The following is a 24,350-nucleotide window of genomic DNA, read 5'->3' as shown; positions in this document are numbered from 1 at the left end:
GCGGGCGCCCGCTTCCCGGAGGCGTGAATGAAGATCGAGAAAATCGAGACGTTCTGCGTCGCGCTGCCCACCCGGCGCTCGTTCGGGGTGTCCGGCGGCGCGGTCGCCGTCGCCGGGCGGCCCAGCCTGCGCGTCCTGGTGAAGGTCAGCGCCGAGGGCGCGCACGGCTGGGGAGAGGCGACCCCCATCCCGGCCTGGACGTACGAGACCGCCGAGTCCATCGTCACCACGATCGACCGGTACCTCGCGCCCGCGATCACCGGCCGTCCCGCCTGGGACCTCGACGGCGTGACGACCGCCTTCGACCGCGCGATCAACCGGGGCTTCAGCATCGGCGCGCCCCTGGCCAAGTCCGCCGTGGACGTCGCCCTCCACGACCTCCTCGGCCGCGCCGCCGGGGTCCCGCTGGGCGTCCTGTGGGGCCGGCGCCGCCGCGAGACGATCGACCTCGGGTGGATCGTCTCCGGCCGGACCTCCGCCGAGGTCGCCGACAGCGTCGCCGAGGGCCGCGACCTCGGCTACCGGGCGTTCAAGGTGAAGGTCGGCCTCGGCCCCGAGGACGCCGACGTCGTGGAGGCCGTCCGCCTGCACGCGGGCGACGGCGCGGCGCTCTGGGTGGACGCGAACCAGGGCTACACCGTCCGCTCGGCCCTCACGCTGGCGCGCCGCCTGGAGGACCTCGGCGTGACCGCGTTCGAGCAGCCCCTCCCGGCCAACGACATCGCGGGCCTGCGCCGCCTCCGCGACGCCTGCCCGATCCCGGTCGCCCTCGACGAGAGCCTCCGCCACCCGTCCGACCTGGCGACCTTCGTCCGCCTGGACGCGGTCGACGTCGCCATCGCGAAGGTCCAGCGCACCGGCGGGCTGACCCTGTCGCGCCGCCTGTGCTCCCTCGCCGAGGACTGCGGCGTCGCGCTCATGGGCTCCGGCCTCACCGACTCCGACCTCGGCCTCGCCGCGTCCCTGCACCTCTTCTCGGCCTTCGGCGTCGACACCCCGGTCGACCTCAACGGACGCCAGTTCATCGAGTCCCCGTACGCGGGGCCGACCGTCGAGATCCGCGACGGCACCGCCCACGTCCCCGACGCCCCCGGCCTCGGCGTCGAGGTGGACGAGCGGACCGTCCGCGAACTGGCGGTCAGCGTCCTCTGACCGCCCGAGCCGACCGACGGGCGGCTCCTGTGCGGCGCCCGGGCCCGGACGCGAAGAACCCGCCCGGGGGCCGGGCGGGTTCTCATCTATCGGCCGGAGGGCCGTCAGTGCGCGGCGAGCTCGTCCTCGGACACATCGGCCTCCGCGGGGCGCTCGGAGTCCGGTTCCGCGGGCCGCCATTCGGGCCACGCGTCGATCTTGGTCCGCCGGGGGTTCGCCAGGGCGTTGTCCATTGTTACCGCAGTCCTCCTGTTCAAGGCCGGGCCGGATCAATAGATGGTCCCGGCGAGATGCCGGGTCCGCAAAATGGTCTAGACCGCGGTTCCCACCCAGGGCCGCGGCAAACCTCACAACAACGCCAATCGATCATCCATTCCCGGCGGAAACCGGATGGACCGCGGCGGCCGTCCCTGGCACGCTCTCGGTCATGGACGTCGCCGAGCTGACCCGCCTCCAGGAGCAGGGCACGCACCTGAGGTTCCTGTTCTTCTGGGGCCACCAGACCCCTGGTCGCGGCTACCTCAGCCAGTGGTGGCCGTCCCCCTTCGCCGTCGGCGGAGTCACGTACGCGACCGCCGAGCACTACATGATGGCGGAAAAGGCCCGCCTCTTCGGCGACGAGGAAACGGCCGCCGCCGTCATCGCCGCGTCCCATCCCCGACGCGCGAAAGACCTCGGCCGCCGCGTCCGCGACTTCGACGAGCAGACGTGGCGCCACAATCGTGTGACCATTGTCACAAAGGGCAATGAGGCCAAGTTCGCCCAGAACAAAGATCTCCGCGACTATCTTGCCGGCACCCGCGACCGCATCCTCGTGGAAGCGAGCCCGCTGGACCGCGTCTGGGGCATCGGCATGACCGCCGACGACCCCCGGGCCGAGCACCCCGCCTCCTGGCAGGGCGAGAACCTCCTGGGCTTCGCCCTGATGACCGTCCGCGAAACGCTCTCCTCCTGACCGCCCTCCTCGGCGTCGGTCTCCCACCGGAAGCCGCGCCGGGTTACCGGGGCCGAGGGCTCGAACATCGGATCGCTTGAGACGGGCGGAGATAGCACGGGCCGCCGTGGGCAAGCCGGCGCGTTCAGGACGCCTGCGTCTGGCGGGGACGCGGTCGGGCGCGGATGTGGATGCGCTCTCCCTGACGGCCGAAGAGGCTGAGAACCTCGACCGGACCCTCGCCGGTCGTGCCGAACCAGTGCGGCAGCCGGGTGTCGAACTCGGCCACCTCGCCCGGGCCCAGTACCAGGTCGTGATCGGCCAGCACCAGGCGCAGACGTCCCGACAGCACGTAAAGCCACTCGTAGCCCTCATGGGTGCACAGGTCGGGCACGCGCCGGGCCGCGGGGAGCACCATCTTGTACGACTGGATCGGGCCGGGCTGGCGCGTCAGGGGGAGGACGGTGTTGCCGTTCACGCGCCGCGGAGTCAGCCGGACGCGGGGGTCGCCGACCTCGGGGGCGCCCACCAGCTCGTCCAGCGGAACCTGGTGGGCCTGCGAGATGGGCAGCAGCAGCTCCAGGCTGGGGCGGCGCTGGCCGGACTCCAAGCGCGACAGCGTGCTCTTCGAGATCCCGGTGGCCTCGGAGAGCTCGGACAGGGTCACGTTGCGCTCGTTGCGGAGCCGCTTGAGGCGCGGGCCGACCTCGGCGAGCGCGTCGGCGATCGCGGTTGGGTGCTGCATGCCCCCATTCCACTGCGGACGTCCCGGAAATGGCAACAGGGTTTGCCGTCCGGCCGCCGGGGAGGGCACCGTCCGCGGCGGAGGTGATCGCGATGAGCGATGCGGAGTACGACGTCGTGGTGGTCGGTGCGGGGGCCGCGGGCCCGAACACCGCGCTGCTGGAGGTGGGACGGGCGGAGGACGCCGGGGGTGGGGGGCGGTGAGTGTCGAGACCGCTTCGCGGCGGGTGGGTTCTTCCGGGGGGCGGCTGCCGCTCGGGGTCTACCTGCTGGCGTTCAGCCTGTTCGCGATGGGCAGCGCGGAGTTCCTGCTGGCCGGGGTCCTGCCGGAGATCGCCGACGACCTCGGGATCAGTCTGTCCTCCGCGGGTGCGCTGATCTCGGCGTTCGCCGCCGGGGTGGTCGTCGGCGGGCCTCCCTTCGCCGTCCTGACGCTGCGCTGGCCGCGGCGTACCACGCTGGTGGCCACGCAGGTCGTCTTCGCGGTCTCGGTGGCGGTCGGCCTTCTGGCCGACGGTTACGCCGTGCTGGTGGCGACCCGCTTCCTGTGCGGGCTGGCCTACGCGGGTTACTGGGCCGTCGCGGCGGTCACCGCGATCGGTCTCGTCACGTCCGACCGCACCGCTCGGGCCTCCGGAGTGGTCGTCAGCGGCCTCGGCCTGGCGATGATCGCCGGTGGTCCGGCGGGCGCGCTGCTCAGCTACTTCACCGGGTGGCGGGGCGGGTTCTGGGGCGTGGTGGCCCTGACCGCGGCGGGCGCGGTCCTGAGCCTGGTCGCGATCCCCGCGACCGGCGCGGACGCGGAGCCGAGCGTGCGGCGGGAGCTGCGCACGATGAGGCGGCCGCAGCTCTGGGTCGTCTACGCCGCGACCATCCTGAGCACCGCCGCCTACATGATCTCGTTCAACTACCTCGCGGCGCTGCTGACCGACGTCACCGGCGTTCCGGGCGTGTGGGTCCCCGCGATCCTCGCGCTGTTCGGGGTCGGCGCCTTCATCGGCCTGTCCGCCGGGGGCAGGATCGCCGACCGGCGGCCCACGCACGCGCTCCTGGCGGGGGCCCTGGGGATCTCGGCCTGTTCCGTGCTGCTCGCGGTCCTGGCCGGGCACGCGGCGGCCGTCGTCCCGCTCGTCCTGCTGCTCGGGATCGCCGGATTCGTGCTGAATCCGGCCATCTACGGGCGGGTGTTCGCGATCGCGTCGGAGGCGCCGACGCTCGCCGGGGCCGCCACCGTCTCGGCGTTCCAGCTCGGCATCAGCCTCGTGCCGGCGCTCGCCGGCGCGGCCATGAACGCCGGCGCGGGTCTGACCTCCGTCGCCTGGATCGGCGCCGTCCTGGCGGCGGCCGTCGTGCCGGCCGTCCTCCTCGACCGGGCGCTCTCCCGTCGCGGACGGGGATGACCGGCCCGTGAGGAAGCGGACCGCCCCGGTCGGGGCGGTCCGCCGCCGCTCACCCGGTCGGCGTCGGCGAGGGGACGCCGGGAGGCGCCGAGGGCGGCCCGCTGCTCGCCTGCTCGGTGGGCCCGGGGCCCACGAAAAGGAGGACCTGGTTCTTGGCCCAGGGAACCGCGTCGTGGACGTACCACGTGGGCGGGACCTGGCCGGGCTTCAGCGCCTTGCTGACGTTGCCCTCCATGGCGCGGTACTCCGGCACCGTGACGTGCCGCTCGCGCAGTGCGGCCAGCACCTCGCCCACGCGGTGCCTGCGGTAGGTCATGCCGTGCATGACCTCGCCCGGAGCCGAGGCGGGCGCGGTGCTGTTGTACTGCTCGCCCCGGCGGGCGTCCCGCCCGAAGACGATCTGGGCGGTGCCCTTGTAGCCGGTGCGGATCCGGACGCCGACCGGGCAGACGTCGCCTCCGCCGCCGGTCACGCACTCGCCCTTGGCGGTGATCGTGGTGACGTCGCGCTCGCCGGTGTTCTCGCTGGTCTCCATCATGACGACGGTGCCGACGATGGACGGGGACGCCGGGACCATCGACAGCGTGACGTCGAGGCCGTGGGCGGCGAACTCCTCCTTGTAGCGCTTCGGGTCGGCCAGCGGGTCGCGGACGCGGACGTCGATGTAGCCGCCCCTGCGGGTGAACGACAGCGCCGAGACCAGCGAGACGCGCGGGCTCGTCGCGGTGACGCCCGGTGTGTCGCCGGGTCCGCCGTCGCGGGTCGCGACGATCGCCGTGACGGCCGCGCAGGCGACACCCGCCGCGGCCAGCGGGAGGCCGATGCGCATGACCGGCGAGCGCCGCCGGTGCGGGGCGGGCGACCCGTCCACGGCCGAGAGGGACGAGGTCGCGGTGATGCGGTCGGCGAGGGCGGCGGCCGCGTCCTCGGACAGCAGGGCCGCGGCCTGCCGGTCGGTGACGGAGGCGAGCCCTCCGATCAGCGGGTCGATGTCGCGCTTCATGTGGGGTCTCCGTTCGGGATCCGCCGCCCCGTGGCGGGCAGGGACGCGGCGTGCAGGGAAGTGGCGGGTCCGGGGCCGGCGGGCGCCGGGGCGGCGGGGGTGTCCGTGTCCACGCGGGCCAGGGCGCGGGCGAAGCGGCGGCGGGCACGGTGCAGGCGGATCCGCACCGCGTTGCGGGAGCAGCCCAGGACGGTCGCGATCTCGCCGTGGCCGAGGCCCTCCCAGCCGACGAGGGCCAGCAGCTCGCGGTCGGATTCGGGCAGGCCGCGGAACGCGGCGCCGACGCCGGTCAGGTCGCCGCCGGGCGGGTCCTGGACGGCCAGGCCGTCACGCAGCCGGGACCCGAGGTCGGCGGCCAGCGCGGACCTGCGGCGCTCGCCGCGGTGGTGGTTGGCCAGGACGCGCCGGGCCACCCCGTACAGCCACAGCCGGGCCTGGTCGCCGGGCGGGACGTCGTCGAGCCGCCGCCAGGCGGTGAGGAACGTCTCCGCCAGGACGTCGGCGGCGTCCTGCGGGTCGTTCGTGCGGCGCAGCGCGTATCCGAGGATCGGGGCGCGGTTGGCCGCGTAGACGTCCTCGAAGCGGCGCCGCCGGTCGTCGGGCGGGCGGGGTTCCCGCGGGTGCAGTGGTCGCGATGGGGATGGCAAGCCCTCTCCTCTCGTCGCGGTGTTCTCACCGGACGCAGGGCACATGTCCGCACATCGCAGAGCATTTCAGCTGAGCGCCGTCCAGCTTCGCGCCTTGACCCCCAGACCGCCGCCCCGGTGCGGGGAGCCGGGGCGGCGACCTGAGGAGGGCGCCGCTCAGCGGGCGGCGCGCGCGAAGAGGCGGAAGGCCGACGTTCCCGGGCCGGCGGGCTCGGGAAGCCGGAAGACGGGCTCGCGCTCGTCGTAGCGGTCGGTCGCGCGGTGCCACGTGAGGATGCCGGCCATCCAGTCGCGCAGTTCCCCGACGTACGAGGAGACGGCGGCCCGGGCGGCGTCGTCCAGGCCGAGGTGGTCGCAGAGGGCGGGGAGCTCGCCGCCGGCGAGGTGCTCGAACTGGCGGCGGCGGGAGGCGATGAGGTCGCCCACGATGGGCAGCGCCTCGTCGCGGCCGCAGCCGAAGAAGTTCTCGACGGCGAGGACGCCGTTGTTCAGCTCGCCCTCGTACTCGATCTCCTTCTGGTAGGAGTAGCAGTCGTTGAGCAGGCACGCGACGTCCATCGCGGAGGCTTCGAGCTCGCGGAGGGTGCGGGTCTCGAAGACGTGCGGAGGGACCTCGTCCGCGCGCCCGACGCGGGCCAGGCTCATCGTCAGCTCGGAGCCGAACGTGCGGCGGCGCATCTCGACGTAGTCGACGGGGTCGGGGACGCGCGACTGGAGGTGGTTGTTCAGCTCCCACACCCAGCTCTCGACCATGTGCTCGACGGCCGCGCGGAACTCGCGGCGGCCCCGGTCGTCCATCGGCCCGGCGGTGCGGGGCCACAGGTCCGCCAGCCCGGCCTCGAACGGGTTCTCCGGGGCGGGGACGGGACCGCAGTCCAGCGGCATGAACCGGGGGACGCGGGCGTTGAACGCCTTCGCTCCCGCCATGTCGCGGTCGCGGTTGAAGACGGCCGGGAAGAAGTCGTCGCCGAAGGTGCCGCACCCCAGCCACTGGACGGCGAGGTCGAGCGCGTCCGGGTCGGCGTCGGGGGCGATGGACGCGCCGCAGACCTCCAGTGCCATCCCGGTGAGCCGTTCGGCGCTCCACACGGGGACGGGCGTGCGGGGGTGGGGGGAGAGCATGCCCATCTCCCGCGCCCAGGCGAGCAGGTTGCGTCCCGCGCGCTCGCAGTGCGGGTTGACGCGCGCCGTGTACGGGATGTCGAACGCGGGCAGCGGCGTCGGCCCCACTTTCTGGAACGGGACGTGGGGGAGGCTGATCCGCGCCGACTTCAGCAGGGCGGGGATGCGGGCGGCGGACATGCCGAGCGACCTGTCGTTCATGTACCTGCTGGACCGCAGGTGCCATTCGTGGCCGCCGGACTGCCAGTCCTGGAGGGCCTTGACGTAGGCCGCGACGCTCGCCCGCTCCGCCGGGTCGAGGGCGTGGTCCTCGAAGACGTGCGGCAGCTCGGTCACCGCGGTGTTCTCGAACTGGCGCAGCCGCGAGGTGAGCAGGTCGTTGACGGTGTCGGCGGCGACCTGCGGCGCGACCGACAGGAACCGCTCCATCACCAGCACCGAGTTGTTGACCTCGCCCTCGGACTCGGTCTCGCGCTGGTAGGAGAAGATGTCGTTGCGCAGGTGGACGGCGTCGGAGAAGGTGTCCTTCAGGACGCGCAGCGGCCGCGTCGCCACCACGCGTTCGGGGATCTCGACGCCGGCGGCGTGCTCGGCGAGGTCGGCCGACCACGGCGCCCCGCCGACCTTGCGGCGCATCTCGATGTACTCGACCGGGTTCGGGATCCGCCCGGTGCTGATGTTGGACAGCTCCCACAGCGATTCGCGCAGCAGGTTGAGGGTGCTCACCGAGAAGCGGCGCCGCCAGGCGTCCGACCGCGCCGGGACGGTCCGCGCCCACAGGTCGGCGAGCCCGCGCTCGACGGCGTTCACCGGGTCGGGCGGGTCCAGCGACATGAACAGCGGCAGCCGGTCGAGGTAGGACCGTGCGCCCTCCTGGTCCTGCGGCTTCTTGAAGACCTCCAGGAAGTGGTCGTCGAAGTAGAAGACCCAGACGTACCAGTCGGTGACGAGGTCGAGTTCGGGGGCGGCGCAGTCGGGGTGCGTGTAGGCGCACAGGAGGGCGTAGTCCATCGCTTCGAGCGCGCGCTCGTCCCAGATGTCGGGGGTCCCGGGGTCCCGGTCGGCGTCCAGCATCTTCATCTCGCGCGCCCACGCCATGGTGTGCCGCCGCGCGCCCTCCAGGTTCGGGTTGAGCCGCGCGGGATACGGGACGTAGAAGTCGGGCAGCTCGAAGGGTTGCATGAACCGGCCTTCCTGTCGGGTCCGGTTCGGCAACCTACAGCACAGGCCATGTCACGGAAAGTGACACATTGCTAGCCGGAATCTCCGGTCAAACTGCGGGTAAGCCGAGGTCATGTCGAAGTCGCGCGAACCTGCCGCGGCCAACGACCCGCTGGAGCAGAACCTCGTGCTCGCCCGGCGTGTGGTCGAGGCGGCGCAGCAGGAGATGATCGATAAGGCCCGGCAGCGCATCCCGGCGCTGCGCCTGGGGGCCGTGGCCGGGGCGTTCGGGGTCATGGCGACCGCCGCCACCTACCGCATGAACGTGCTGCTGCTGGAGCGGAAGCTCCCTCCCGAGCTGGCGTCGTTCATCACCGCCGCCGTGTACGGGGGAGGGGCGGGGGCCGCGGCGATGGCCGCGTCCCGCAAGTGGAAGGGGCTTCCGCCGCCGCTGCCGACCGACACGGCCCGGCAGGTCGTGGAGATCCTCACCGACAACGACTGAGGCGAGGGCCGGGGAAGAGCCCCGACGCGGCCGCCGAGGTTCGGTGACCGACGGAAGATCCGGGGTAGGCACCCCGGCATGGACAGCGAAGCCACGCCCGTGCACGCCGACGTCACCCTCGTCGTGAACGGGACAGAGCACCGGCTCAACGTCGACACCCGAGCGTCCCTGCTGGACGTCCTGCGTGAGGATCTCGGCCTGACCGGGTCGAAGAAGGGCTGCGACCACGGCCAGTGCGGAGCCTGCACCGTCCTCCTCGACGGGCGCAGGGCGAACGGGTGCCTGGCCTTGGCCGTCGCCCATGACGGAGCGGACGTCGTCACGGTCGAAGGGCTGGCGCGGGACGGAGAGCTCAGTCCCGTCCAGCAGGCGTTCATCGAGAACGACGCCTTCCAGTGCGGGTACTGCACGCCCGGCCAGCTCTGCTCCGCCACCGGGATGCTGGACGAGGCCGAACGCGGCTGGCCCAGCGCGGTCACCGGCGACCTGGAGGCCGATCCCGTTCTGGACGACGACGAGATACGCGAGCGCATGAGCGGCAACCTGTGCCGCTGCGGCGCCTACGTCGGCATCGTCGCGGCCCTCAAGCAGGCTGCGCAGCGCAGGGAGGGGGCGGAGGCATGAGGCCCTTCGCGTACGAGCGCGCCACCAGCGCCGAGGACGCCCTCCAGCGCCACCAGGACGGAGCCGTCTACCTGGGCGGCGGAACCAACCTCGTCGACCTGATGCGGCTCGGGGTGGAGGAGCCGAGCAGGCTCGTCGACGTCGCGCATCTGCCCTACGACCAGATCGAACTGCGACCGGACGGAAGCCTCGCCATCGGGTCGGCGGTGACCAACAGCGCCGTCGCGGCCGACCCGACCGTGCGCGAGGGCCACTCCCTCCTGGCGCAGGCCGTCCTCGCGGGGGCGTCCGGCCAGATCCGCAACCTCGCCACCGTCGGCGGCAACCTGCTCCAGCGGACCCGCTGCTCCTACTTCCAGGACACCTCCAAGCCCTGCAACAAGCGCACCCCGGGCAGCGGGTGCCCGGCGCGGGAGGGCGAGCACCACAACCTGGCGATCCTGGGCCATTCCGACGCCTGCGTGGCGACGCACCCGTCCGACATGGCCGTGGCGCTGGCCGCCCTGGACGCGTCCGTGCGCGTGCGGGGGCGCGGCGGAGAGAGGACCGTCCCCATCGAGGACCTGTACAGGCTCCCCGGGGACGAGCCCCAGCGCGACACCACCCTCGAACCGGGCGACCTGATCACCGCCGTGGAGGTCCCGGCGCTGGGCGTCCCGTCCCGCTACCGCAAGGTCCGCGAGCGCGCGTCGTTCGCGTTCGCGCTGGTCTCCATAGCGGCGGCGCTGGACGTCGCCGACGGCCGGGTGCGGGACGTCCGGCTGGCCCTCGGCGGCGTCGCCCACAAGCCGTGGCGGGCGCGCCGCGCCGAGGAGGCCCTGCGCGGCGCGGAGGCGACGGAGGAGTCCTTCCTGCGCGCCGCCGAGGCCGAGATGGAGGCCGCCGAGCCGCTGCGCGACAACGCCTACAAGGTGCCGATGGCGCGCAACCTGATCGTCCGGACGTTGACCGAGCTGGGGGAGGAGTCATGACCGACCGGCTGGAGGGCCGCGAGAAGGTCACCGGGACGGCGCGGTACGCGTTCGAGTACCCCGTGGAGGGCGCCGCCTACGCCGCGGCCGTCCAGGCGAGCGTGGGCAAGGGCCGGATCGCGTCGGTCGGGACCGAGGCCGCGCTGCGGCTGCCCGGGGTGCTCGCCGTCCTGTCCTGCGAGAACGCCCCCGAGCTCGACGACACCTCGGACGGCGAGCTGGCCCTGTTCCAGTCGCGGACGGTCTCCTACCGCGGCCAGTTCGTGGCCGCCGTGGTCGCGGAGACCCTGGAGACCGCCCGGGAGGCGGCCCGCCTGCTGCGCGTCGAGTACGCCGAGGAGGCGCCGGACGTGCGTCTGCGCGCCGACCATCCGGGCCTCTACAAGCCGGACAAGGTGAACCCGGTGTTCCCCGCGGACACCGGGCAGGGCGAGCCCGAGAAGGCGTTCGCCGACTCGGCCGTGCGGGTGGACGCCGTCTACACGACCCCGGCCGAGCACAACAACCCGATGGAGCCGCACGCCACGATCGCCCGGTGGGACGACGACGGCACTCTCACGCTGTACGACTCCAACCAGGGCGCGTCGACCGTCCAGTCCACGATCGCGAAGGTCTTCGGGCTCGACCCCTCCCGGGTGCGCGTCGTGTCGCCGCACGTCGGCGGCGGGTTCGGCTCCAAGGGCACGCCCCGGCCGAACGTCGTGCTCGCCGCGATGGCCGCCCGCGTCGCGGGACGTCCCGTGAAGTTCGCCGTCCCGCGCCAGCAGATGTTCGCCACCACCGGCTACCGGACCCCGACCGTCCAGCGCCTGCGCCTCGGCGCCGGCGAGGACGGGCGGCTGAACGCGATCCTGCACGAGGTGGCCGAGCAGACCTCGACCGTCAAGGAGTTCGCCGAGCAGACCGCGACGCCCACGCGCATGATGTACCGGGCCCCGCACCGCCTCACCTCGCACCGGGTGGTGCCGCTCGACGTCCCCACGCCGTCCTGGATGCGCGCCCCGGGCGAGACGCCCGGCATGTACGCGCTCGAATCGGCGATGGACGAGCTGGCCGTCGCCACGGGCATCGACCCGGTCGAGCTCCGCGTGCGCAACGACACCGATCACGAGCCCGAGAGCGGGCTTCCGTTCAGCTCGCGGAACCTGGTCGCCTGCCTCCGCGAGGGCGCCGAACGCTTCGGGTGGGCCGGGCGCGACCCCCGTCCCGGCGTCCGCAGGGAGGGCCGCAAGCTCGTGGGCATGGGCGTCGCCGCGTCCACCTATCCCGCCTACCAGCGGCCCAACCAGGCCTCGGCCCGGGCCGAGCCCGACGGGACGTTCACCATCCGGATCGCCGCCGCCGACATCGGCACCGGCGCCCGCACCGCCCTCGCCCTGATCGCGGCCGAGACGCTCAAGGAGGACCTCGCCGACATCCGGATGGAGATCGGCGACAGCGCGTTCCCCCGGGCGTCGGTGGCGGGCGGATCCGGAGGGACGGCCGGCTGGGGGACGGCCGTCGTGCGCGCCTGCGAGGCCCTGCGCGGGAAGCTGAACGGCGCCGTCCCGCCCGAGGGCGTGGAGGCGTCCGCCGACACCGGCGAGGAGCTCAAGGCCCGCGCCGAGTACGCCCGGCACGCGTTCGGCGCGCAGTTCGCCGAGGTGGAGGTGGACGCCGACACCGGCGAGGTCCGCGTCCGCCGGATGCTCGGCGTGTTCGCCGCCGGGCGGATCATCAACCCCACGACGGCCCGGTCCCAGTTCATCGGCGGGATGACGATGGGCGTCGGGATGGCGCTGATGGAGCAGAGCGTCATGGACCGGGAGTTCGGCGACTACCTGAACCGCGACCTCGCCCAGTACCACGTCCCGGCCTGCGCCGACATCCGCGACGTCGACGCCGCGTGGGTGGAGGAGTCCGACCCGCACCTGAACCCGATGGGAGCCAAGGGCATCGGCGAGATCGGCATCGTCGGCGCGGCGGCGGCCGTCGGCAACGCCGTCCACCACGCCACCGGGATCCGCGTTCGCGACCTGCCCATTACCCCGGCCCGGCTCCTCCGGGAGCTCTGACCGGTTGAAAAGTTCACTATCAAGGTGATCTCCGTCACCGGGCCGGGTAGGGATGACGTACTCGGGGGCGACCACTACCCCACGAGGTGATCGCCGTGTACCAGCAGGTCCTCGATCCCGTCGCCGACTCGCTCGGCTGGAGCTCCCTGGTCGCCGCGCTGCCGCTGGCCGTGCTGTTCGTCCTGCTCGGCGGCGTCCGCATGCGCGCGTGGCTCGCGTCCCTGATCGCGCTGGCCGTCGCGCTGGCCGTCGCGGTCTGGACGTACGGGATGCCCGCCGACCAGGCGCTCCTCGCCGGCTCCGAGGGCGCGGCGTTCGGCTTCTACCCGATCCTGTGGATCGTCATCAACGCCCTCTGGGTCTACAACATCACCGTCGCCACCGGGCACTTCGACGTGCTGCGCCGGTCGTTCGCGCGGGTCAGCGACGACAGCAGGCTCCAGGCGGTGCTGATCGCGTTCTCGTTCGGCGCGCTGCTGGAGGCCCTGGCCGGATTCGGCACGCCGGTCGCGGTCACCTCCGTCATGCTGATCGCGCTCGGCTTCCCGCCGCTCAAGGCCGCCGTCCTCGCCCTCACCGCCAACACCGCGCCCGTCGCGTTCGGCGCGATGGCGACGCCGATCCTCACGCTCGGCAAGGTCACCGGCGAGTCCAGCGACACGCTCGGCGCCATGGTGGGGCGGCAGACCCCGATCCTCGCCGTGTTCGTCCCGCTCGTCCTCGTCGCCATCGTGGACGGGCGGCGCGGGCTGCGCGAGACCTGGCCCGTCGCCCTGCTGTGCGGCGCCGCGTTCGGGGCCGCGCAGTACGTCACCGCGAACTTCGTCTCGGTGCCGCTCGCCGACGTCGTGGCGTCGCTGGTCTCCGCGGCGGCCGTCGTCCTGGCCGTCCGGGTGCGCCCGTCGGCGGCGCAGGCGAAGCCCGCCCCGGTCGCCGGCGGTGCGGCGGACGAGCCGACCCCGGAGTTCGCCGCCCGTGTCGAGGGCCGGGCCGGGGACTCCCGCGCCGAGGTCGCCCGCGCCTACGCGCCTTACGCGATCATCATCGCGGTCTTCGTCGTCTGCCAGATCGGGCCGGTCAAGGACCTCCTGGACCGGGCGACCCGGACGTTCTCCTGGCCGGGGCTGCACCTCACGGGCCCCACGGGCAAGCCGCTGGCCCTGCCGACCTTCACCTTCAACTACCTGACCACGCCCGGCACGCAGATGCTCGCCGCCGGGCTGATCACCATGGCCGCCCTCGGCGTCGGCGCCGGCCGGGCCCTGCGCGCCTACGGGACGACGCTCGTCCAGCTCAGGTGGGCGATCATCACGGTGATGGCCGTCCTGGCGCTGGCGTTCGTGATGAACGCGTCGGGGCAGACCGTGACGCTCGGGACGTGGATGGCGGGGGCGGGCGGCGCGTTCGCGCTGCTGTCGCCGATCCTCGGCTGGCTCGGCACCGCCGTCACCGGATCGGACACCTCGTCCAACTCGCTGTTCGGCTCCCTGCAGGTCACCGCCGCGAACAAGGCCGACCTGTCCACGGTCCTGATGGCCGCGACCAACAGCTCCGGCGGCGTCCTCGGCAAGATGGTGTCGCCGCAGAACCTCGCCATCGCCGCCGCGGCCGTCGGCCTGGACGGGCGCGAGGGCGACATCTTCCGCCGCGTGGTGCTGTGGAGCCTGCTGTTCCTGGCCGGGATGTGCGTGCTGTCCGGCCTGCAGTCCACCGCGGTGCTCGGCTGGATGGTCCCGTGAGGGGCCGGCCGCGAGGGGGCTACTGCCAGTAGCCCTCCACCTCGCCGGCGGGACGGACCTGGGCCTCTTCCGGGTTCTGTCCCGCCGAGAGGCGGGCCCTCCGCTGCCGCAGCAGATCCCAGCACTGGTCGAGCGCCACCTCCAGGTCCCGCAGCCGCGTCTGGACCTCGGCGTTGGAGGCCTCGGCCCGCTCGTGCGCCTGCCGGAGAGAGTGTTCCTCCTCGATGAAATCGTTGATACGTTCCAGGATCGCCTTCTCGTCCATGAAATGGCTTCCGATCGTGGTTTTCCGCTCTGGTGGGGTCCAGAAGGTCCCGACAGGTGAGAGCCTTGCATATACGGGGCCGCGCACGGTAGCGGCGGCGCCCCGTTGAGGGTGAGGAGCAGATGACGGTCTGGCGGATCACCGGCGGCGAGGGCGCCCCCGACCCGGGTGCGCGGGAGGCTCCCCGCTACGACATCGTCGAGCACGACTCCGCGCTGCTGCGCATCACGGCCGCGTCGGGCGTGCCCCGGGTCCTGCTCGCCGGGGAGGTCGACGTCTCCAACACCGCCGCGGTCGCGCGCGCCCTGCGCGCCGTCCAGGACCGCGTGTCCGGCGATTTGCACGCCGACCTGTCGGGGGTGGAGTTCATGGACGTCGCGGGCCTGCGCGCCTTCAGCGAGGCCGCCCGCGCCCTGCACGAGCGCGACTGCCTCCTCGTCCTGCACGGGGTCCCCCCGCACATCGAGCGGCTGTTCACGCTGATCGGCTGGAACGCCACCCCCGGCCTGGAGATCCACTGCCCGCCGCGGCCGCTCGGCCGCTGAGCCACCGGAGCCGCTGAGCCACCGGATCACCATGCCCGCGTCAGCGTGCGGCAAAGGGTGCCGGGTGCAAACGCGAACCTCTTCAGGAAACCGTCATATGCCGTTTGACCTGGTTGAACACGGTTAGGAGGGGTTTACAGCTCTCCGATTCAGAGGGGGATCTCATGGCAAGGCGTAGAGAGCACCAATCCGCGCCGATGCCCGGCGAGCACACGGGACCGGCGATGCCCGCGGAGGGCACGGCCACCCCGGCGCACGGCGCGGCCGCACCGGCACAGGGCGCGGCGATGGCGCCCCCGAGGGGCGCGGACCAGGCCGGCGAGCACGCGCTCTGGGAGGACCGCACCCGCGTCTTCCTGCAGCCGATCGCGGCGCCGTCGATCCTCGGGCTGTTCGGGCTCGCCGCCGCGGCCATGATGGTGGGCGCGTGGCAGGCCGGCTGGTACGGCGGCGTCGGCACCCCGCTCATCCTGTGGCCCTTCGTGCTGACCTTCGGCGGCATCGCGCAGCTGCTGGCCGGCCTGTGGGGCTACCGGGCGCGGGACGGCGTGGCCACCGCCATGCACGGCATGTGGGGCACGTTCTTCATCGGCTGGGGGCTGCTGTTCCTGCTGGTGAGCATCGGCGCGGCACCGGTGGCACTGGCGCCGGTCCTCGGCACGGCCTATCAGGGATTCGCGTTCTGGTTCATCCCGCTCGCGGTGATCACCGGACTGGGCGCGCTCGCCGCGCTCGGCGAGAACCTGATGACGTCCCTGGTCTGGGCCTGCCTGGCGGTCGGCGCGGGCTTCACGGCCGCCGGATTCTGGGTGGGGACGACCTGGGCGCTGGACGTCGGCGGCTGGCTGTTCGTCGCCGCCTCGGTGGTCGCCCTGTACGCGGCCGCCGCGATGATGTTCGCGAACAGCTTCGGGCGGACGATCCTGCCCACCGGCATGATGCGCCGGGGCGCCAACGTGCCCGGCGGCCGGGGGGTCCGGCCCCTGGAGTACCGGCAGGGCGAACCGGGCCTGAAGATCGGGCAGTGATCTCCGGCGTTTCGCCTTGACATTCCCGTTACCCTATGCTGAGCCCAAGAGCACCGAACCGGGCTCGAAGGGGGAGCGGGAATGTCATCGGCGGTCCGGAGGACGTGGCGACGCCTCGTCCAGTCCTACAACCTGCTGTGCGCGCGCGAGGACGCGTCGGCGCGCGGCGTCACGATACCCAGCGGAGTCTGGGCCTGCGACCGCTGCCACGCGCCGCACCTTGAGCTGGCGACCCTCAAGCACCACCTCCGCACCGAGCACGCCTGACGCGTCCCGGGCCCGGAGAAGGAGATCCGGGCGGGGCTCACAGGATCCGGGCCATGGCCTGTTCCAGACGGTGGACGGAGAGCGACTCTCCGGCCAGCCCCCGGGTGACGTCGACGAGCTCCTTCAGCCCGCCGGGGTAGTCCAGGCACGTGGTGAGGATGGCGAAGCAGTCCATCCGGGCGCCCGCGTGACGGGTGACCGCGGCGGCGACGTCCCGGCGGAGGGCGCCGACCACCTGGTCGCGGCCCTGCGGGGACGACAGCAGCGGCACCTCCAGCATGCGGTCGACCAGTTCGAAGACGGCCGGCCGGTCCGGCGCGTCCGGCGGCGGCGCGAAGACCGAAGGCCGCGGTGAGACCGCGGTGGCCGGGTTCCGGTGCGCGTCCGGGCGGCCGGCGCCCGCGCCCGGCAGCCTGATCCACGCCGAGGCGTCGGTCTCCTTGACCGCCACCTCGATCCGCCGGTAGTCCTCCGGGATGATCCTCCCCCTGGCGTGCCGGACGACGTCGGAATGGACGCGCTCGGAGACGACCAGCCCGAACCACGCCCCGGACGCGCCGAGCGCCTCCTTGAAGGCGGGGGCGTCGAGGATGCGGAACGTGTGGTTCACGGCCGTTCCCACCAGCCCGTGGCCGTCGAAGACGGCCTCCCCGGTGTGCACCGCCATCCGCAGCCGGATCCGGGCGATCTCGGAGGCGACCCGGTTGTGGCGGCCCAGTTCGGCCCGCAGCGTGTCGGCGACGTCCACCAGGACCGACTCCACCTCCAGATGGGGCCGCAGGGCGATCATCGCTCCGTCGCCGCGGTCCTCCCAGTAGCAGTCGGCCAGGAGGACCCCCGCGGCGGCGAGGCTCACGTCCAGATGCCGGTACAGCGCGTCGCGCATGTGCCGTCGCACGTCGTCGGTCCGGGTCGCGTCGCCGAAACCCGCGATGTCGCAGCCGACGATGACGCAGGGCCCCGAGGGGCGCCAGAGAGGGCCGGTGGCGTCGAAATCGGGAAGCATGTCCGCTGCCCCTCCTCAGTTCCGTGCGCCGAGCCCCGTTCCATCCGGCTCAGAGCGAGGTCGGCGCGATGTCGCAGTCGAGTAGACGTCCCTCCCCGGCCTGCCTGACGTCCGGGTGCCCGTCCCCGAGGACGTCCGCCAGGGCGCCGACGGGGTCGCCGGCCGGGCCTTCCAGGCCGAGCGCGTCGCAGATCACCCGGTGGTTGTGGGCGCACGCGAGCGTGTAGACGTGGTCCGGGCCGTACCGGCCGCCGAACCGCTCCCAGGTCTCGTTGGAGCGGATGCGGGCCGCCTCCAGCCTGCCCATGTGGAACAGGTCGTGGACGAGCCCGACCGAGCAGCAGAGCGAGAAGTAGTGGTCGGCGCCCAGCGCGGCGCGCAGCTCCCGGACGGACGTGTCGTCGAGGACGCGCGCCGCCTCGTGGTCGCCCAGGCCCCGCAGCGCCATGGCGAGGTCCGCGGCGCAGGCGTGGGAGAACGGATGGTCCATGCCCATGACCCGGCGGTGCTCGGCGAGGGCCGCCTCTCCGAGCGCGCGGGCCCTCCCGGCGTCGCCGGCCGCCAGGCAGGCCGCCACCAGCACGCGCCGGGCGGCGAGGGTGTCGGGATGCCGCTCGCCGTAGCGTTGCGTGTGGAGCCGCAGCGTCGCCTCCGCCCGCGCCATCGCCTCGCCGTGGCGGCCCAGCTTCCGCAGGGTGACGGCGTGGCTCATCTCCGTGTGCAGCACGAACGCGTGCTCGGACACGGGCGTCTCCCGCATGGTCGCCAGAACCTCCCGCTGCAGCGCGGCGGCCTCGCGGTACTCGCCCAGCCCGTGCAGGTCGCGGGCGAGCTGGCTGATGGCCAGCAGGGTGTTGCGGTGGCGCGGGCCGAGGCTCGCGCGGAGCTGCTCGACCGAGCCGGCGTCGATCGCCCGCGCCCGCTCGAACTCGCCCAGCAGGCGCAGGTCGATGCCGACGTTGTTGGCGACGACGAGCGTCTCGACGTGGCCGTTGCCGAACAGCCGGACCGTGCGGCGCAGCGTGTCCTGGTCGAGGGCGAGGGCGGCCCGGAAGTCGCCCTTCAGCCGCAGGTCGGCGGCGACGTTGCGGGCGGCGCGCATGGTGAGCGAGTGGCCGGGCCCGAAGCGCTCGGTCGTCCGCCGGTGGATGTCGGCGTTCTGCCGGTTCGCCGCGGCCACCTCCCCGAGCGCGCGCAGCACGGTGCCGAGCTCGCGGCCCGCGATGAGCACCGACTCGTCGTAGGGGCCGAGCTCCCGCTGCCACCGCTCCAGCGCGAGCTCGGCGAGGACGCGGCTGCCCTCGAAGTCGCCGAGCAGGTACAGGTAGCGCATCTGGTCGAGCGCGACCCCGCGGACCTCGGTGGACGCGCCGCCGATGACGCCCGACGGCACCACGTGCGGGGCGATCTCCGCTCGGATCCCCCAGGTGGTCTCGTCCTCCGGCGTCGCCTGCGGCGTCGCGGCGGCGAGGATCCGGTGCACCCGGTCCCGCACGGCCCGGCGGTCGGTCTCGGAGAGCCTGGTCTGCAGCATCGTCCGCACGAGCCGGTGGACCTGGAGGCTGCACGGATCCGGGTCGAACCGGCCGAGGGCGTAGCGGCTGATGTCGGCCATCGCCGTCCGGAGCAGGCCGGCGTCTCCCAGCGTCTCCGCCAGTTCCGGGGGGAGGCCGTCCGCGGCGCCCGCCGACAGCAGGTTCCGGGTGACGGGCTCGGGGCCGAAGAAGGCCCACAGCTCCAGCAGCCGCCCCGCGGCGGGCGCGTCCTCCAGCAGCCGCTCGAACGCCAGGGTCAGCGTCGCGGCCAGCTCGGCCGGATAGTCCGGCGGGAGGGCCGGCCGGGCCTTCTCGCGGAGCCGGCGGTCGAGGAGCCGCAGGTACTCCGCGGTCGTCCGGCCGGTCACGGCGTGCCACGCCGCGGCCTGCTCGACCGCCAGCGGCAGGTCGCCGATCCGCCGGGCGAGCCGGTCGGCGTCGGCGGGCGTGAGGCCGGGCACGCGGCGGCACAGCAGCGCGATGCTCTCCGCGCGCTCGAACACGCCCACCTCCTTGCCGGCGGTGAGCTCCGTCCAGCGGTGGTCCCGGGAGGTGACCAGGACGTGCCCTCCCGGGACGGCGGTCGTCAGCCGCCCGCCGGGCTCCCCCCGGCGCACCGGCATCAGCGGGACGATCTCGTCGGGGTCGGCGGCGTTGTCGTAGATGAGCAGCCAGCGCCGGCGCCCCGGGCCCGCGCGCAGCGCGTCCAGGAGGTGCTCGACGGTCCGGTTGACCTCGTCGCTGAGCGGCGTGCCGAGCCGCCGGGCCAGCTCGGCGAGCGACGACCTGGCGAGCGTGGTCCGCTCGGCGGGCACCCACCAGACGAGGTCGTAGTCGCCCGCGTGGCGGTGGGCGTACTCGACGGCGAGCTGCGACTTGCCCTGCCCGCCGAGCCGCCGCGGGTCCGCGGGCAGCAGGGAGGTCACCGCGCCGGACAGTTCCGCCCGGATGTCGCGGAGCAGGGCGTCGCGGCCGGTGAAGTCGGGGTTGCGCGCCGGGAGCCCGCCGCCCAGCAGCGGCGCCCGCGCGTCCCGCTCCTCCCGCGCGGGGCCCTCGCCGGGCGCGGGTCCGGCGTCGTCCGGGACGGCGGCGCCGGGACCGTCCGCGGCGCTCTGCGCCAGGCGCTCCGCGATCTGCGCGTACCGTCCGCCGAGCCGGGCGAGCACGCGCGCCGCGACCTGCGCGAACGGCGGATCCTGCCGCAGGTCCTCGGCGCCCTGCTGGATGGCCCGCAGTAGCGCGGGGAAGTCCTGCGTGGACCCCCACCGCCCGCGCACGACGTCCCAGACGTTGCGCAGGACGCCCATCGCCTCCGTGCGGCCGAGACCGCCGAGCAGGACGTCGCGGACCCCGTCGTGGAACTCGTACTCGACGCCCGCCGGGTCCGAGGCGCGGCGGGCGCGCCGCAGCAGGCCGCCCAGGAACACCTCGGCCAGGTGCGCCGACGTGGCCTCCGGGAGCATGGCCCTCTGGACGAGCGACATGACCTCCAGCCGCAGCGGGGCCGCCGCGAGGTAGGCCGCCAGCCGGAACGCCGTCGGCGAGGAGACCGCCCGGAAGCGCGTCACCCGCTCGGAGGGCGACGGGTCGCCGCCGTCCTCCTCCCGGGCGTCCCGGGGGGCCTCGGCGGCCGGCGCGCCGGTGAACACGGCCATCGCCGCGATCCGCTCCGCCCCGCAGCCGACGAGTTCGGCCCAGGGGCGCAGCCAGCGGGGCTCCAGCTCCATCACGGGAACGGCGACGCCGGGCGGCACGGCGGACTCCTCGCGCGGCCGCACCGCGAGCCGGGCGTTCGGCGCCCCGGCCCGCTGCGCCCCGAGCCACACCGGCTCGACCGCCGTCGCGCACCGCCACCACAGCCGCTGGGGGAGCGGCTGGAGGATCGCGACCGGGGCGGACCGCGCCCAGCGTTCGACGACCGCGGCGGCGCGCCCGTCGCCCCAGGCCGGCCCGATGCAGTCGCTGAAGACCAGGACCACGCGGCGGTGCGTCGGGTCGATCAGCTCGTCCGGGCTGCGCCCCGGCCCGGCCGGCGAGCTGCCGGTGCGCAGGACGAGCGCGCCGCCGTCGGCGTCGAGCCGCCACACCCGCACGTCGCGGAAGGCGCCCAGCCGTTCCATCAGGGTCCGCAGCTCGGCGGCGAGCCGGGTCCAGACGACCATGGAGGGGCCGCCGTCCACCACGAGGGCGAGGTCGAGCCGCCGTTCCGGCGCGGGCTCCATGACCGGCTCCCAGATGCCGGTCTCCGCGATCCGCTGCGCCGTCGCCTCCTCGACGAGGTTCTCCACCGTCCGGGACGAGACCCTGCCCCGCAGCGGCCGCAGCGCGCGGGCGAGGCTCAGCGCGTGCGGGAGCGCGGGCGCCGCCGGGGCGCGCACGGCGTCGCCCGGCGCGGACCCCGGCGCGGGGAGGTGCAGTCCGGCCTGCGCGGCCGACGGCGCGGGACGGACCGGACGGCGGGGCGCGGACGGTTCGGCGACCGCGGGCTCGGCCGCGACGGGCTCCGCGGGCGGTTCCGGCTCCGCCTCAGGGCCGGGCGCCGGCGGGTCCTGACCGCCGGGCGCCGCGGCCCCCGGCAGGGAGAGCGCCAGCCACAGGGCGTCGGCGACCTCCTCCGCGGTGGGCCGGGGGGAGAGCGCCTCCAGTGCCCCGATCAGCCGGGGGATCATCCCGGGCCGGCGGCGCCCAGCGGGCGCAGGATCGCCCTGACCATGTCCTGGAGCGTGGCCTCCGAGGGCCGGGAGCCGGTCGTGCTCAGGTAGACCGCGTTGAGGAGCTGGTCGGTGGCCAGGTCGCCCTGCTCGCGGCGGTCCAGGAACTCCCGGATGAGGTCCGCGCTCGCCGCGCTCGCCGCGGGGCCGAGGTGCGCCTCGACGATCTCGGCGAGCTCCTCGGGGCTCGGCGGCTCGATCACCAGCCGGACGCAGCGGCGCAGGAACGCCGGGGGGAACTCCCGCTCGCCGTTGCTGGTGATGACGACCAGCGGGAACGCGGTGCACTGGACCCGGCCGCGGCCGACCGGCACCCGGTCCGGTCCCTTGGCCGGCATGACGTGCACGACCGGCTGGTCCTCCGGGAGGCGTTCGAGCTCCGGGATCGTGAAGCCGCCCTCCTCGAACACGTTGAGCAGGTCGTTGGGCAGGTCGATGTCGCTCTTGTCCAGCTCGTCGATGAGCAGCACGCGGGGGCGCGGCTGCGGCAGCAGCGCCGTCCCGAGCGGCCCGAGCCGGATGTAACGGCCGATGTCGGGGGCCTCGGTGTCGGCCCCGGGGGCCACGGCCCGGCGCAGGCTCGTCTCGTGCAGACGGCCGATGGCGTCGTAGCGGTACAGCCCTTCCTGGAGCGTGACCCGGCTGGTGATCGGCCAGTCCAGCACGGGACCGAGGCCCAGCTCGTGCGCCACGTTGTAGGCGAGCGTCGACTTGCCCGTCCCGGGCTTGCCGGTGACCAGCAGGGGCCGCCGCAGGCGCAGGGCCACGTTCACCATGGTGACGACGTTCGGTTTCGGACGGTACGCCAGGGCGCGCTCCAGACCGCCGCCCGGCAGCCGGGCGGCGCCGTCGGCCGTGTCGCCGACCGCGTCGAACCGCCTCCAGGGCGGCGGATCGGGCAGCCGCGCCAGGCCGTCGTGCGGCCGGGCGTCACCCCGGTAGATCTCCCAGCCCCCGGACTCTTCGCCCGCGGTCGTCTCCGTCTTCGCCACAGGTACCTCCCAGGGGGCTCAGGCCGGGGCGTTCAGCCGCACGTAGGGTTCGGGCAGCCGGTCCGCGTCGTCGAACACCAGCGTCAGGTCGAGACCGAGATGGACGCCGCCGCCGTCTCCGTCGAGGGCCCGGAGCGCCTGCCGGCGCAGCGCCAGCACGGCGTCGGGCAGGTCCATCGCCCCCGCGCCCAGCAGTTCCCGGAACTCCCGGGCGAACCGCTCCGGATCGCGGCCGCGGCGGCACCAGGTGACGATCGGCGCCCCCGCCTGGAGCGCGGCGCGCAGCTCCGCGGAGTCCGGCCCGTCCGTGCGCGGGGGGAAGGCCATGGCCATGCACACCGACGACGGTTCGGACAGCAGCATGCTGTAGAGGCTTTCACCGCCGTACTGCCCGGGCTGTGTCACCCAGCACACCTCGGCGCCGTGGGGGTTGTCGCGCAGCCACCGCCACTTGCGGCGCCAGTGGTGGTGGTACGCCCGCCTGCGCATCCGGTCGAGGCTGCGGACGACCACCGGATGCTCGATGCCGAGGCGCCGCTCCAGCCCGTCCACCGTGATCCGCAGCTGGTCGACCGGCGTGCCGAGCAGGTCGACCGGCAGCACGAACTCCAGCGTCAGCTCCGGCGTCGGCCGGTTGACGACGTGCTGGTCCTCGCACAGCAGCTCCTTGACGAGTCCGGGCAGCCGGTCGAGGGGGACGGGTTCGTCGTCGCAGCGCAGCATGAGCCCGTGCCCGCCGTCCACCTGGAGCCACGCGGAGGCCAGGTAGCGGTCCGGGACGGCTCCGTCCCCGCGCAGCTCGATGACCAGGTAGCTCCGCGCCGCGGCCTCCCGCGCCCCGGCGTCGCGCGCCGCGGGCACCTCGCGCCGCCGCGCCGGGGGGAGGCCGCGCGCCGCCCCCAGCCGGTGCGCGAGCCGGTCGGCCCAGGCGCGCAGGCCGGCGGCCGCGGGTCCGGCCGCGTGCGCGGCGAGCCCCTCGACGAAGGCCAGGAGCGGCGGGACGCCCTCGGCGCTGAAGGTCAGGTCCTCCAGCCTGGCCAGAACGCTCCACAGGTCGCCCGGGTCGGCGGCGAGGGCGGGGCCGGACGGACCGGCGACCTCCCAGTAGAGCGCGCGGATCGCGGCCGGCTCGACGGCCTCGGAGACGCGGTCGCCCAGGCTCCGCAGGAGGCCGTCGAGTTCCCGGCGCTCCTTCGGGCTGAGCAGCGGTTCGGGAAGCAGCTCCTCGACGAGGTCGCGGAGCTCCCCCATCGGCGTGCTCCCGCGGTGGAACTCCTCGACGATCTCGACCAGCGCGTGGAACGCCCCGGGATAGGGCAGGCACGCGTCCACGAGATGCCAGACATCGGTGATGTCCTTGTCGTCCCGGCTGATCGGGAGGGGATGGCCCAGCCGCCGTTCCAGAAGGGAGACGCAGAGGTCACGGGAGGTGCGCTTGCGCACGGTCTCCAGTTCCCACAGGGCCCGCACGAGGCGGGACTGGTCTTCGAAAGGCAGCGACCATGCCACGTCCGACACTCATCCCCTCCGACACCCAAACCGCACCGGGACCCCCATCGGTGGGGCATATCGTACGCGTTCAGCGAGAAATGATCCCCTGGGGCATTTCCGGCGGTGTGGAATTGTCATAAAGGTCTGTGTCGGAACCGGAGTCCGCGGACCGGGCCGTGGAGCGGACCCGTCCCGGGACCGCGCGGGCCGCCGCCGCGCACCGGCGGAGCGGCGGCCCGACCACCTCGGCGAGCGCGCCCCTGAGCGTCTGCTGGGAGCCGATGTTCCGCCGTTTCCGCAGCGACCAGAGGCAGCAGCTGCTGACCACGGCGACGCACAGGGTGATCGCGGTGACGACCCCGGTCGCGATCCTCGTGCTCGCCACCAGCGAGAGCAGGTAGCGACAAGCTGGCCGAGTACGCGGAGCTGTACAGGGAGCTCGGCGGCTACCCCT

General features: G+C 73.9%; 22 protein-coding genes. 12 read left to right on the top strand and 10 right to left on the bottom strand.

The genetic code is table 11. The features are described 5' to 3' along the window. The first annotated feature begins 27 nt into the window (after positions 1-27). On the top strand, positions 28-1,152 hold the full coding sequence (locus tag AB0C69_RS09405) for an enolase C-terminal domain-like protein (RefSeq protein WP_360351845.1): 1,125 nt from the start codon (positions 28-30) through the stop codon (positions 1,150-1,152). 104 nt (positions 1,153-1,256) lie between these two features. Here the strand turns inward: AB0C69_RS09405 and AB0C69_RS09400 are convergent, their stop codons facing one another. Further along, positions 1,257-1,385 (bottom strand): hypothetical protein, encoded by a 129-nt coding sequence (locus AB0C69_RS09400; protein WP_268247751.1) that lies wholly within the window; start codon positions 1,383-1,385, stop codon positions 1,257-1,259. A gap of 194 nt (positions 1,386-1,579) precedes the next feature. On the opposite strand from AB0C69_RS09400, the gene AB0C69_RS09395 reads away from it, so the two are divergent. Then, positions 1,580-2,107, top strand: coding sequence for an NADAR family protein (locus AB0C69_RS09395; protein WP_360351841.1), 528 nt, complete (start codon positions 1,580-1,582; stop codon positions 2,105-2,107). A 124-nt stretch (positions 2,108-2,231) separates the two neighbouring features. Here the strand turns inward: AB0C69_RS09395 and AB0C69_RS09390 are convergent, their stop codons facing one another. After that, positions 2,232-2,831 carry an XRE family transcriptional regulator gene (locus tag AB0C69_RS09390; RefSeq protein WP_360351838.1) on the bottom strand — a complete coding sequence of 200 codons (600 nt, stop codon included), beginning with the start codon at positions 2,829-2,831 and terminating at the stop codon, positions 2,232-2,234. A gap of 199 nt (positions 2,832-3,030) precedes the next feature. Here AB0C69_RS09390 and AB0C69_RS09385 point away from each other — a divergent pair, with 199 nt between their 5' ends. Beyond that, positions 3,031-4,230, top strand: a complete 1,200-nt coding sequence (locus tag AB0C69_RS09385) for an MFS transporter (RefSeq protein ID WP_360351835.1) — start codon at positions 3,031-3,033, stop codon at positions 4,228-4,230. A gap of 49 nt (positions 4,231-4,279) precedes the next feature. On the opposite strand, the gene AB0C69_RS09380 is transcribed toward AB0C69_RS09385, so the two are convergent. From AB0C69_RS09380 to AB0C69_RS09370, 3 genes are all read right to left on the bottom strand, one after another. After that, positions 4,280-5,233 (bottom strand): hypothetical protein, encoded by a 954-nt coding sequence (locus AB0C69_RS09380; RefSeq protein WP_360351832.1) that lies wholly within the window; start codon positions 5,231-5,233, stop codon positions 4,280-4,282. Further along, positions 5,230-5,880: an RNA polymerase sigma factor gene (locus AB0C69_RS09375; RefSeq protein ID WP_360351829.1), complete on the bottom strand. Its 651-nt coding sequence runs from the start codon at positions 5,878-5,880 to the stop codon at positions 5,230-5,232. The genes AB0C69_RS09380 and AB0C69_RS09375 overlap by 4 nt, the downstream gene beginning before the upstream one ends. 156 nt (positions 5,881-6,036) lie before the next feature. Then, a complete protein-coding gene (locus AB0C69_RS09370; RefSeq protein ID WP_360351826.1) occupies positions 6,037-8,184 on the bottom strand; it encodes a germacradienol/geosmin synthase in 2,148 nt (715 codons plus the stop codon). A gap of 112 nt (positions 8,185-8,296) precedes the next feature. Between AB0C69_RS09370 and AB0C69_RS09365 the strand changes: the two genes are divergently transcribed. From AB0C69_RS09365 to AB0C69_RS09345, 5 genes are all read left to right on the top strand, one after another. Beyond that, positions 8,297-8,668 carry a phage holin family protein gene (locus AB0C69_RS09365; RefSeq protein WP_345182701.1) on the top strand — a complete coding sequence of 124 codons (372 nt, stop codon included), beginning with the start codon at positions 8,297-8,299 and terminating at the stop codon, positions 8,666-8,668. Positions 8,669-8,746: 78 nt separating this feature from the next. Beyond that, positions 8,747-9,292 carry a 2Fe-2S iron-sulfur cluster-binding protein gene (locus AB0C69_RS09360; protein ID WP_360351822.1) on the top strand — a complete coding sequence of 182 codons (546 nt, stop codon included), beginning with the start codon at positions 8,747-8,749 and terminating at the stop codon, positions 9,290-9,292. Then, positions 9,289-10,263, top strand: a complete 975-nt coding sequence (locus AB0C69_RS09355) for a xanthine dehydrogenase family protein subunit M (protein WP_360351819.1) — start codon at positions 9,289-9,291, stop codon at positions 10,261-10,263. The genes AB0C69_RS09360 and AB0C69_RS09355 overlap by 4 nt, the downstream gene beginning before the upstream one ends. After that, positions 10,260-12,317 (top strand): xanthine dehydrogenase family protein molybdopterin-binding subunit, encoded by a 2,058-nt coding sequence (locus AB0C69_RS09350; RefSeq protein ID WP_360351816.1) that lies wholly within the window; start codon positions 10,260-10,262, stop codon positions 12,315-12,317. The genes AB0C69_RS09355 and AB0C69_RS09350 overlap by 4 nt, the downstream gene beginning before the upstream one ends. A gap of 95 nt (positions 12,318-12,412) precedes the next feature. Beyond that, positions 12,413-14,056, top strand: coding sequence for an L-lactate permease (locus AB0C69_RS09345; protein WP_360351813.1), 1,644 nt, complete (start codon positions 12,413-12,415; stop codon positions 14,054-14,056). 19 nt (positions 14,057-14,075) lie between these two features. On the opposite strand, the gene AB0C69_RS09340 is transcribed toward AB0C69_RS09345, so the two are convergent. Further along, positions 14,076-14,321: a DUF2630 family protein gene (locus AB0C69_RS09340; RefSeq protein ID WP_360351810.1), complete on the bottom strand. Its 246-nt coding sequence runs from the start codon at positions 14,319-14,321 to the stop codon at positions 14,076-14,078. Between the two features lie 122 nt (positions 14,322-14,443). On the opposite strand from AB0C69_RS09340, the gene AB0C69_RS09335 reads away from it, so the two are divergent. From AB0C69_RS09335 to AB0C69_RS09325, 3 genes are all read left to right on the top strand, one after another. After that, positions 14,444-14,866 carry an STAS domain-containing protein gene (locus AB0C69_RS09335; RefSeq protein WP_345182695.1) on the top strand — a complete coding sequence of 141 codons (423 nt, stop codon included), beginning with the start codon at positions 14,444-14,446 and terminating at the stop codon, positions 14,864-14,866. 164 nt (positions 14,867-15,030) lie between these two features. Further along, positions 15,031-15,894 (top strand): GPR1/FUN34/YaaH family transporter, encoded by an 864-nt coding sequence (locus AB0C69_RS09330; protein WP_360351806.1) that lies wholly within the window; start codon positions 15,031-15,033, stop codon positions 15,892-15,894. Positions 15,895-15,975: 81 nt separating this feature from the next. Beyond that, entirely contained in the window at positions 15,976-16,161 is a 186-nt protein-coding gene (locus AB0C69_RS09325) for a hypothetical protein (protein ID WP_345182692.1), read from the top strand. A gap of 37 nt (positions 16,162-16,198) precedes the next feature. Here AB0C69_RS09325 and AB0C69_RS09320 read toward each other — a convergent pair whose 3' ends face one another. Genes AB0C69_RS09320 through AB0C69_RS09305 form a run of 4 tightly spaced genes read right to left on the bottom strand, consistent with a single transcriptional unit; the run spans position 16,199 to position 23,923 of the window. Next, complete coding sequence (locus tag AB0C69_RS09320) at positions 16,199-17,167, bottom strand: hypothetical protein (protein ID WP_360351802.1); 969 nt, start codon at positions 17,165-17,167, stop codon at positions 16,199-16,201. A gap of 49 nt (positions 17,168-17,216) precedes the next feature. Next, positions 17,217-21,371 carry an FxSxx-COOH system tetratricopeptide repeat protein gene (gene fxsT, locus AB0C69_RS09315; RefSeq protein WP_360351799.1) on the bottom strand — a complete coding sequence of 1,385 codons (4,155 nt, stop codon included), beginning with the start codon at positions 21,369-21,371 and terminating at the stop codon, positions 17,217-17,219. Then, positions 21,368-22,405 carry a MoxR family ATPase gene (locus tag AB0C69_RS09310; RefSeq protein WP_360351796.1) on the bottom strand — a complete coding sequence of 346 codons (1,038 nt, stop codon included), beginning with the start codon at positions 22,403-22,405 and terminating at the stop codon, positions 21,368-21,370. The genes fxsT and AB0C69_RS09310 overlap by 4 nt, the downstream gene beginning before the upstream one ends. Before the next feature lie 18 nt (positions 22,406-22,423). Then, a complete protein-coding gene (locus AB0C69_RS09305) occupies positions 22,424-23,923 on the bottom strand; it encodes a hypothetical protein (RefSeq protein ID WP_360351793.1) in 1,500 nt (499 codons plus the stop codon). Between the two features lie 119 nt (positions 23,924-24,042). On the opposite strand from AB0C69_RS09305, the gene AB0C69_RS09300 reads away from it, so the two are divergent. Beyond that, positions 24,043-24,297, top strand: coding sequence for a hypothetical protein (locus tag AB0C69_RS09300; RefSeq protein WP_360351790.1), 255 nt, complete (start codon positions 24,043-24,045; stop codon positions 24,295-24,297). Positions 24,298-24,350: the final 53 nt, after the last annotated feature.

Source organism: Actinomadura sp. NPDC048032, assembly GCF_040653175.1.
Lineage (GTDB): Bacteria > Actinomycetota > Actinomycetes > Streptosporangiales > Streptosporangiaceae > Spirillospora > Spirillospora verrucosospora.
This window is presented reverse-complemented; position numbering and strand designations above follow the sequence as displayed.

What these genes read in the sequence shown, in the direction of transcription:
- AB0C69_RS09395 (WP_360351841.1), top strand. Translation starts at nt 1,580, where the DNA reads ATGGACGTCGCCGAGCTGACCCGCCTCCAGGAGCAGGGCACGCACCTG.
- AB0C69_RS09360 (WP_360351822.1), top strand. Translation starts at nt 8,747, where the DNA reads ATGGACAGCGAAGCCACGCCCGTGCACGCCGACGTCACCCTCGTCGTG.
- AB0C69_RS09340 (WP_360351810.1), bottom strand. Translation starts at nt 14,321, where the DNA reads ATGGACGAGAAGGCGATCCTGGAACGTATCAACGATTTCATCGAGGAG.
- AB0C69_RS09370 (WP_360351826.1), bottom strand. Translation starts at nt 8,184, where the DNA reads ATGCAACCCTTCGAGCTGCCCGACTTCTACGTCCCGTATCCCGCGCGG.
- AB0C69_RS09350 (WP_360351816.1), top strand. Translation starts at nt 10,260, where the DNA reads ATGACCGACCGGCTGGAGGGCCGCGAGAAGGTCACCGGGACGGCGCGG.
- AB0C69_RS09325 (WP_345182692.1), top strand. Translation starts at nt 15,976, where the DNA reads ATGTCATCGGCGGTCCGGAGGACGTGGCGACGCCTCGTCCAGTCCTAC.
- AB0C69_RS09330 (WP_360351806.1), top strand. Translation starts at nt 15,031, where the DNA reads ATGGCAAGGCGTAGAGAGCACCAATCCGCGCCGATGCCCGGCGAGCAC.
- AB0C69_RS09335 (WP_345182695.1), top strand. Translation starts at nt 14,444, where the DNA reads ATGACGGTCTGGCGGATCACCGGCGGCGAGGGCGCCCCCGACCCGGGT.
- AB0C69_RS09405 (WP_360351845.1), top strand. Translation starts at nt 28, where the DNA reads ATGAAGATCGAGAAAATCGAGACGTTCTGCGTCGCGCTGCCCACCCGG.
- AB0C69_RS09355 (WP_360351819.1), top strand. Translation starts at nt 9,289, where the DNA reads ATGAGGCCCTTCGCGTACGAGCGCGCCACCAGCGCCGAGGACGCCCTC.
- AB0C69_RS09380 (WP_360351832.1), bottom strand. Translation starts at nt 5,233, where the DNA reads ATGAAGCGCGACATCGACCCGCTGATCGGAGGGCTCGCCTCCGTCACC.
- AB0C69_RS09390 (WP_360351838.1), bottom strand. Translation starts at nt 2,831, where the DNA reads ATGCAGCACCCAACCGCGATCGCCGACGCGCTCGCCGAGGTCGGCCCG.
- AB0C69_RS09320 (WP_360351802.1), bottom strand. Translation starts at nt 17,167, where the DNA reads ATGCTTCCCGATTTCGACGCCACCGGCCCTCTCTGGCGCCCCTCGGGG.
- AB0C69_RS09365 (WP_345182701.1), top strand. Translation starts at nt 8,297, where the DNA reads ATGTCGAAGTCGCGCGAACCTGCCGCGGCCAACGACCCGCTGGAGCAG.
- AB0C69_RS09400 (WP_268247751.1), bottom strand. Translation starts at nt 1,385, where the DNA reads ATGGACAACGCCCTGGCGAACCCCCGGCGGACCAAGATCGACGCGTGG.
- fxsT (WP_360351799.1), bottom strand. Translation starts at nt 21,371, where the DNA reads ATGATCCCCCGGCTGATCGGGGCACTGGAGGCGCTCTCCCCCCGGCCC.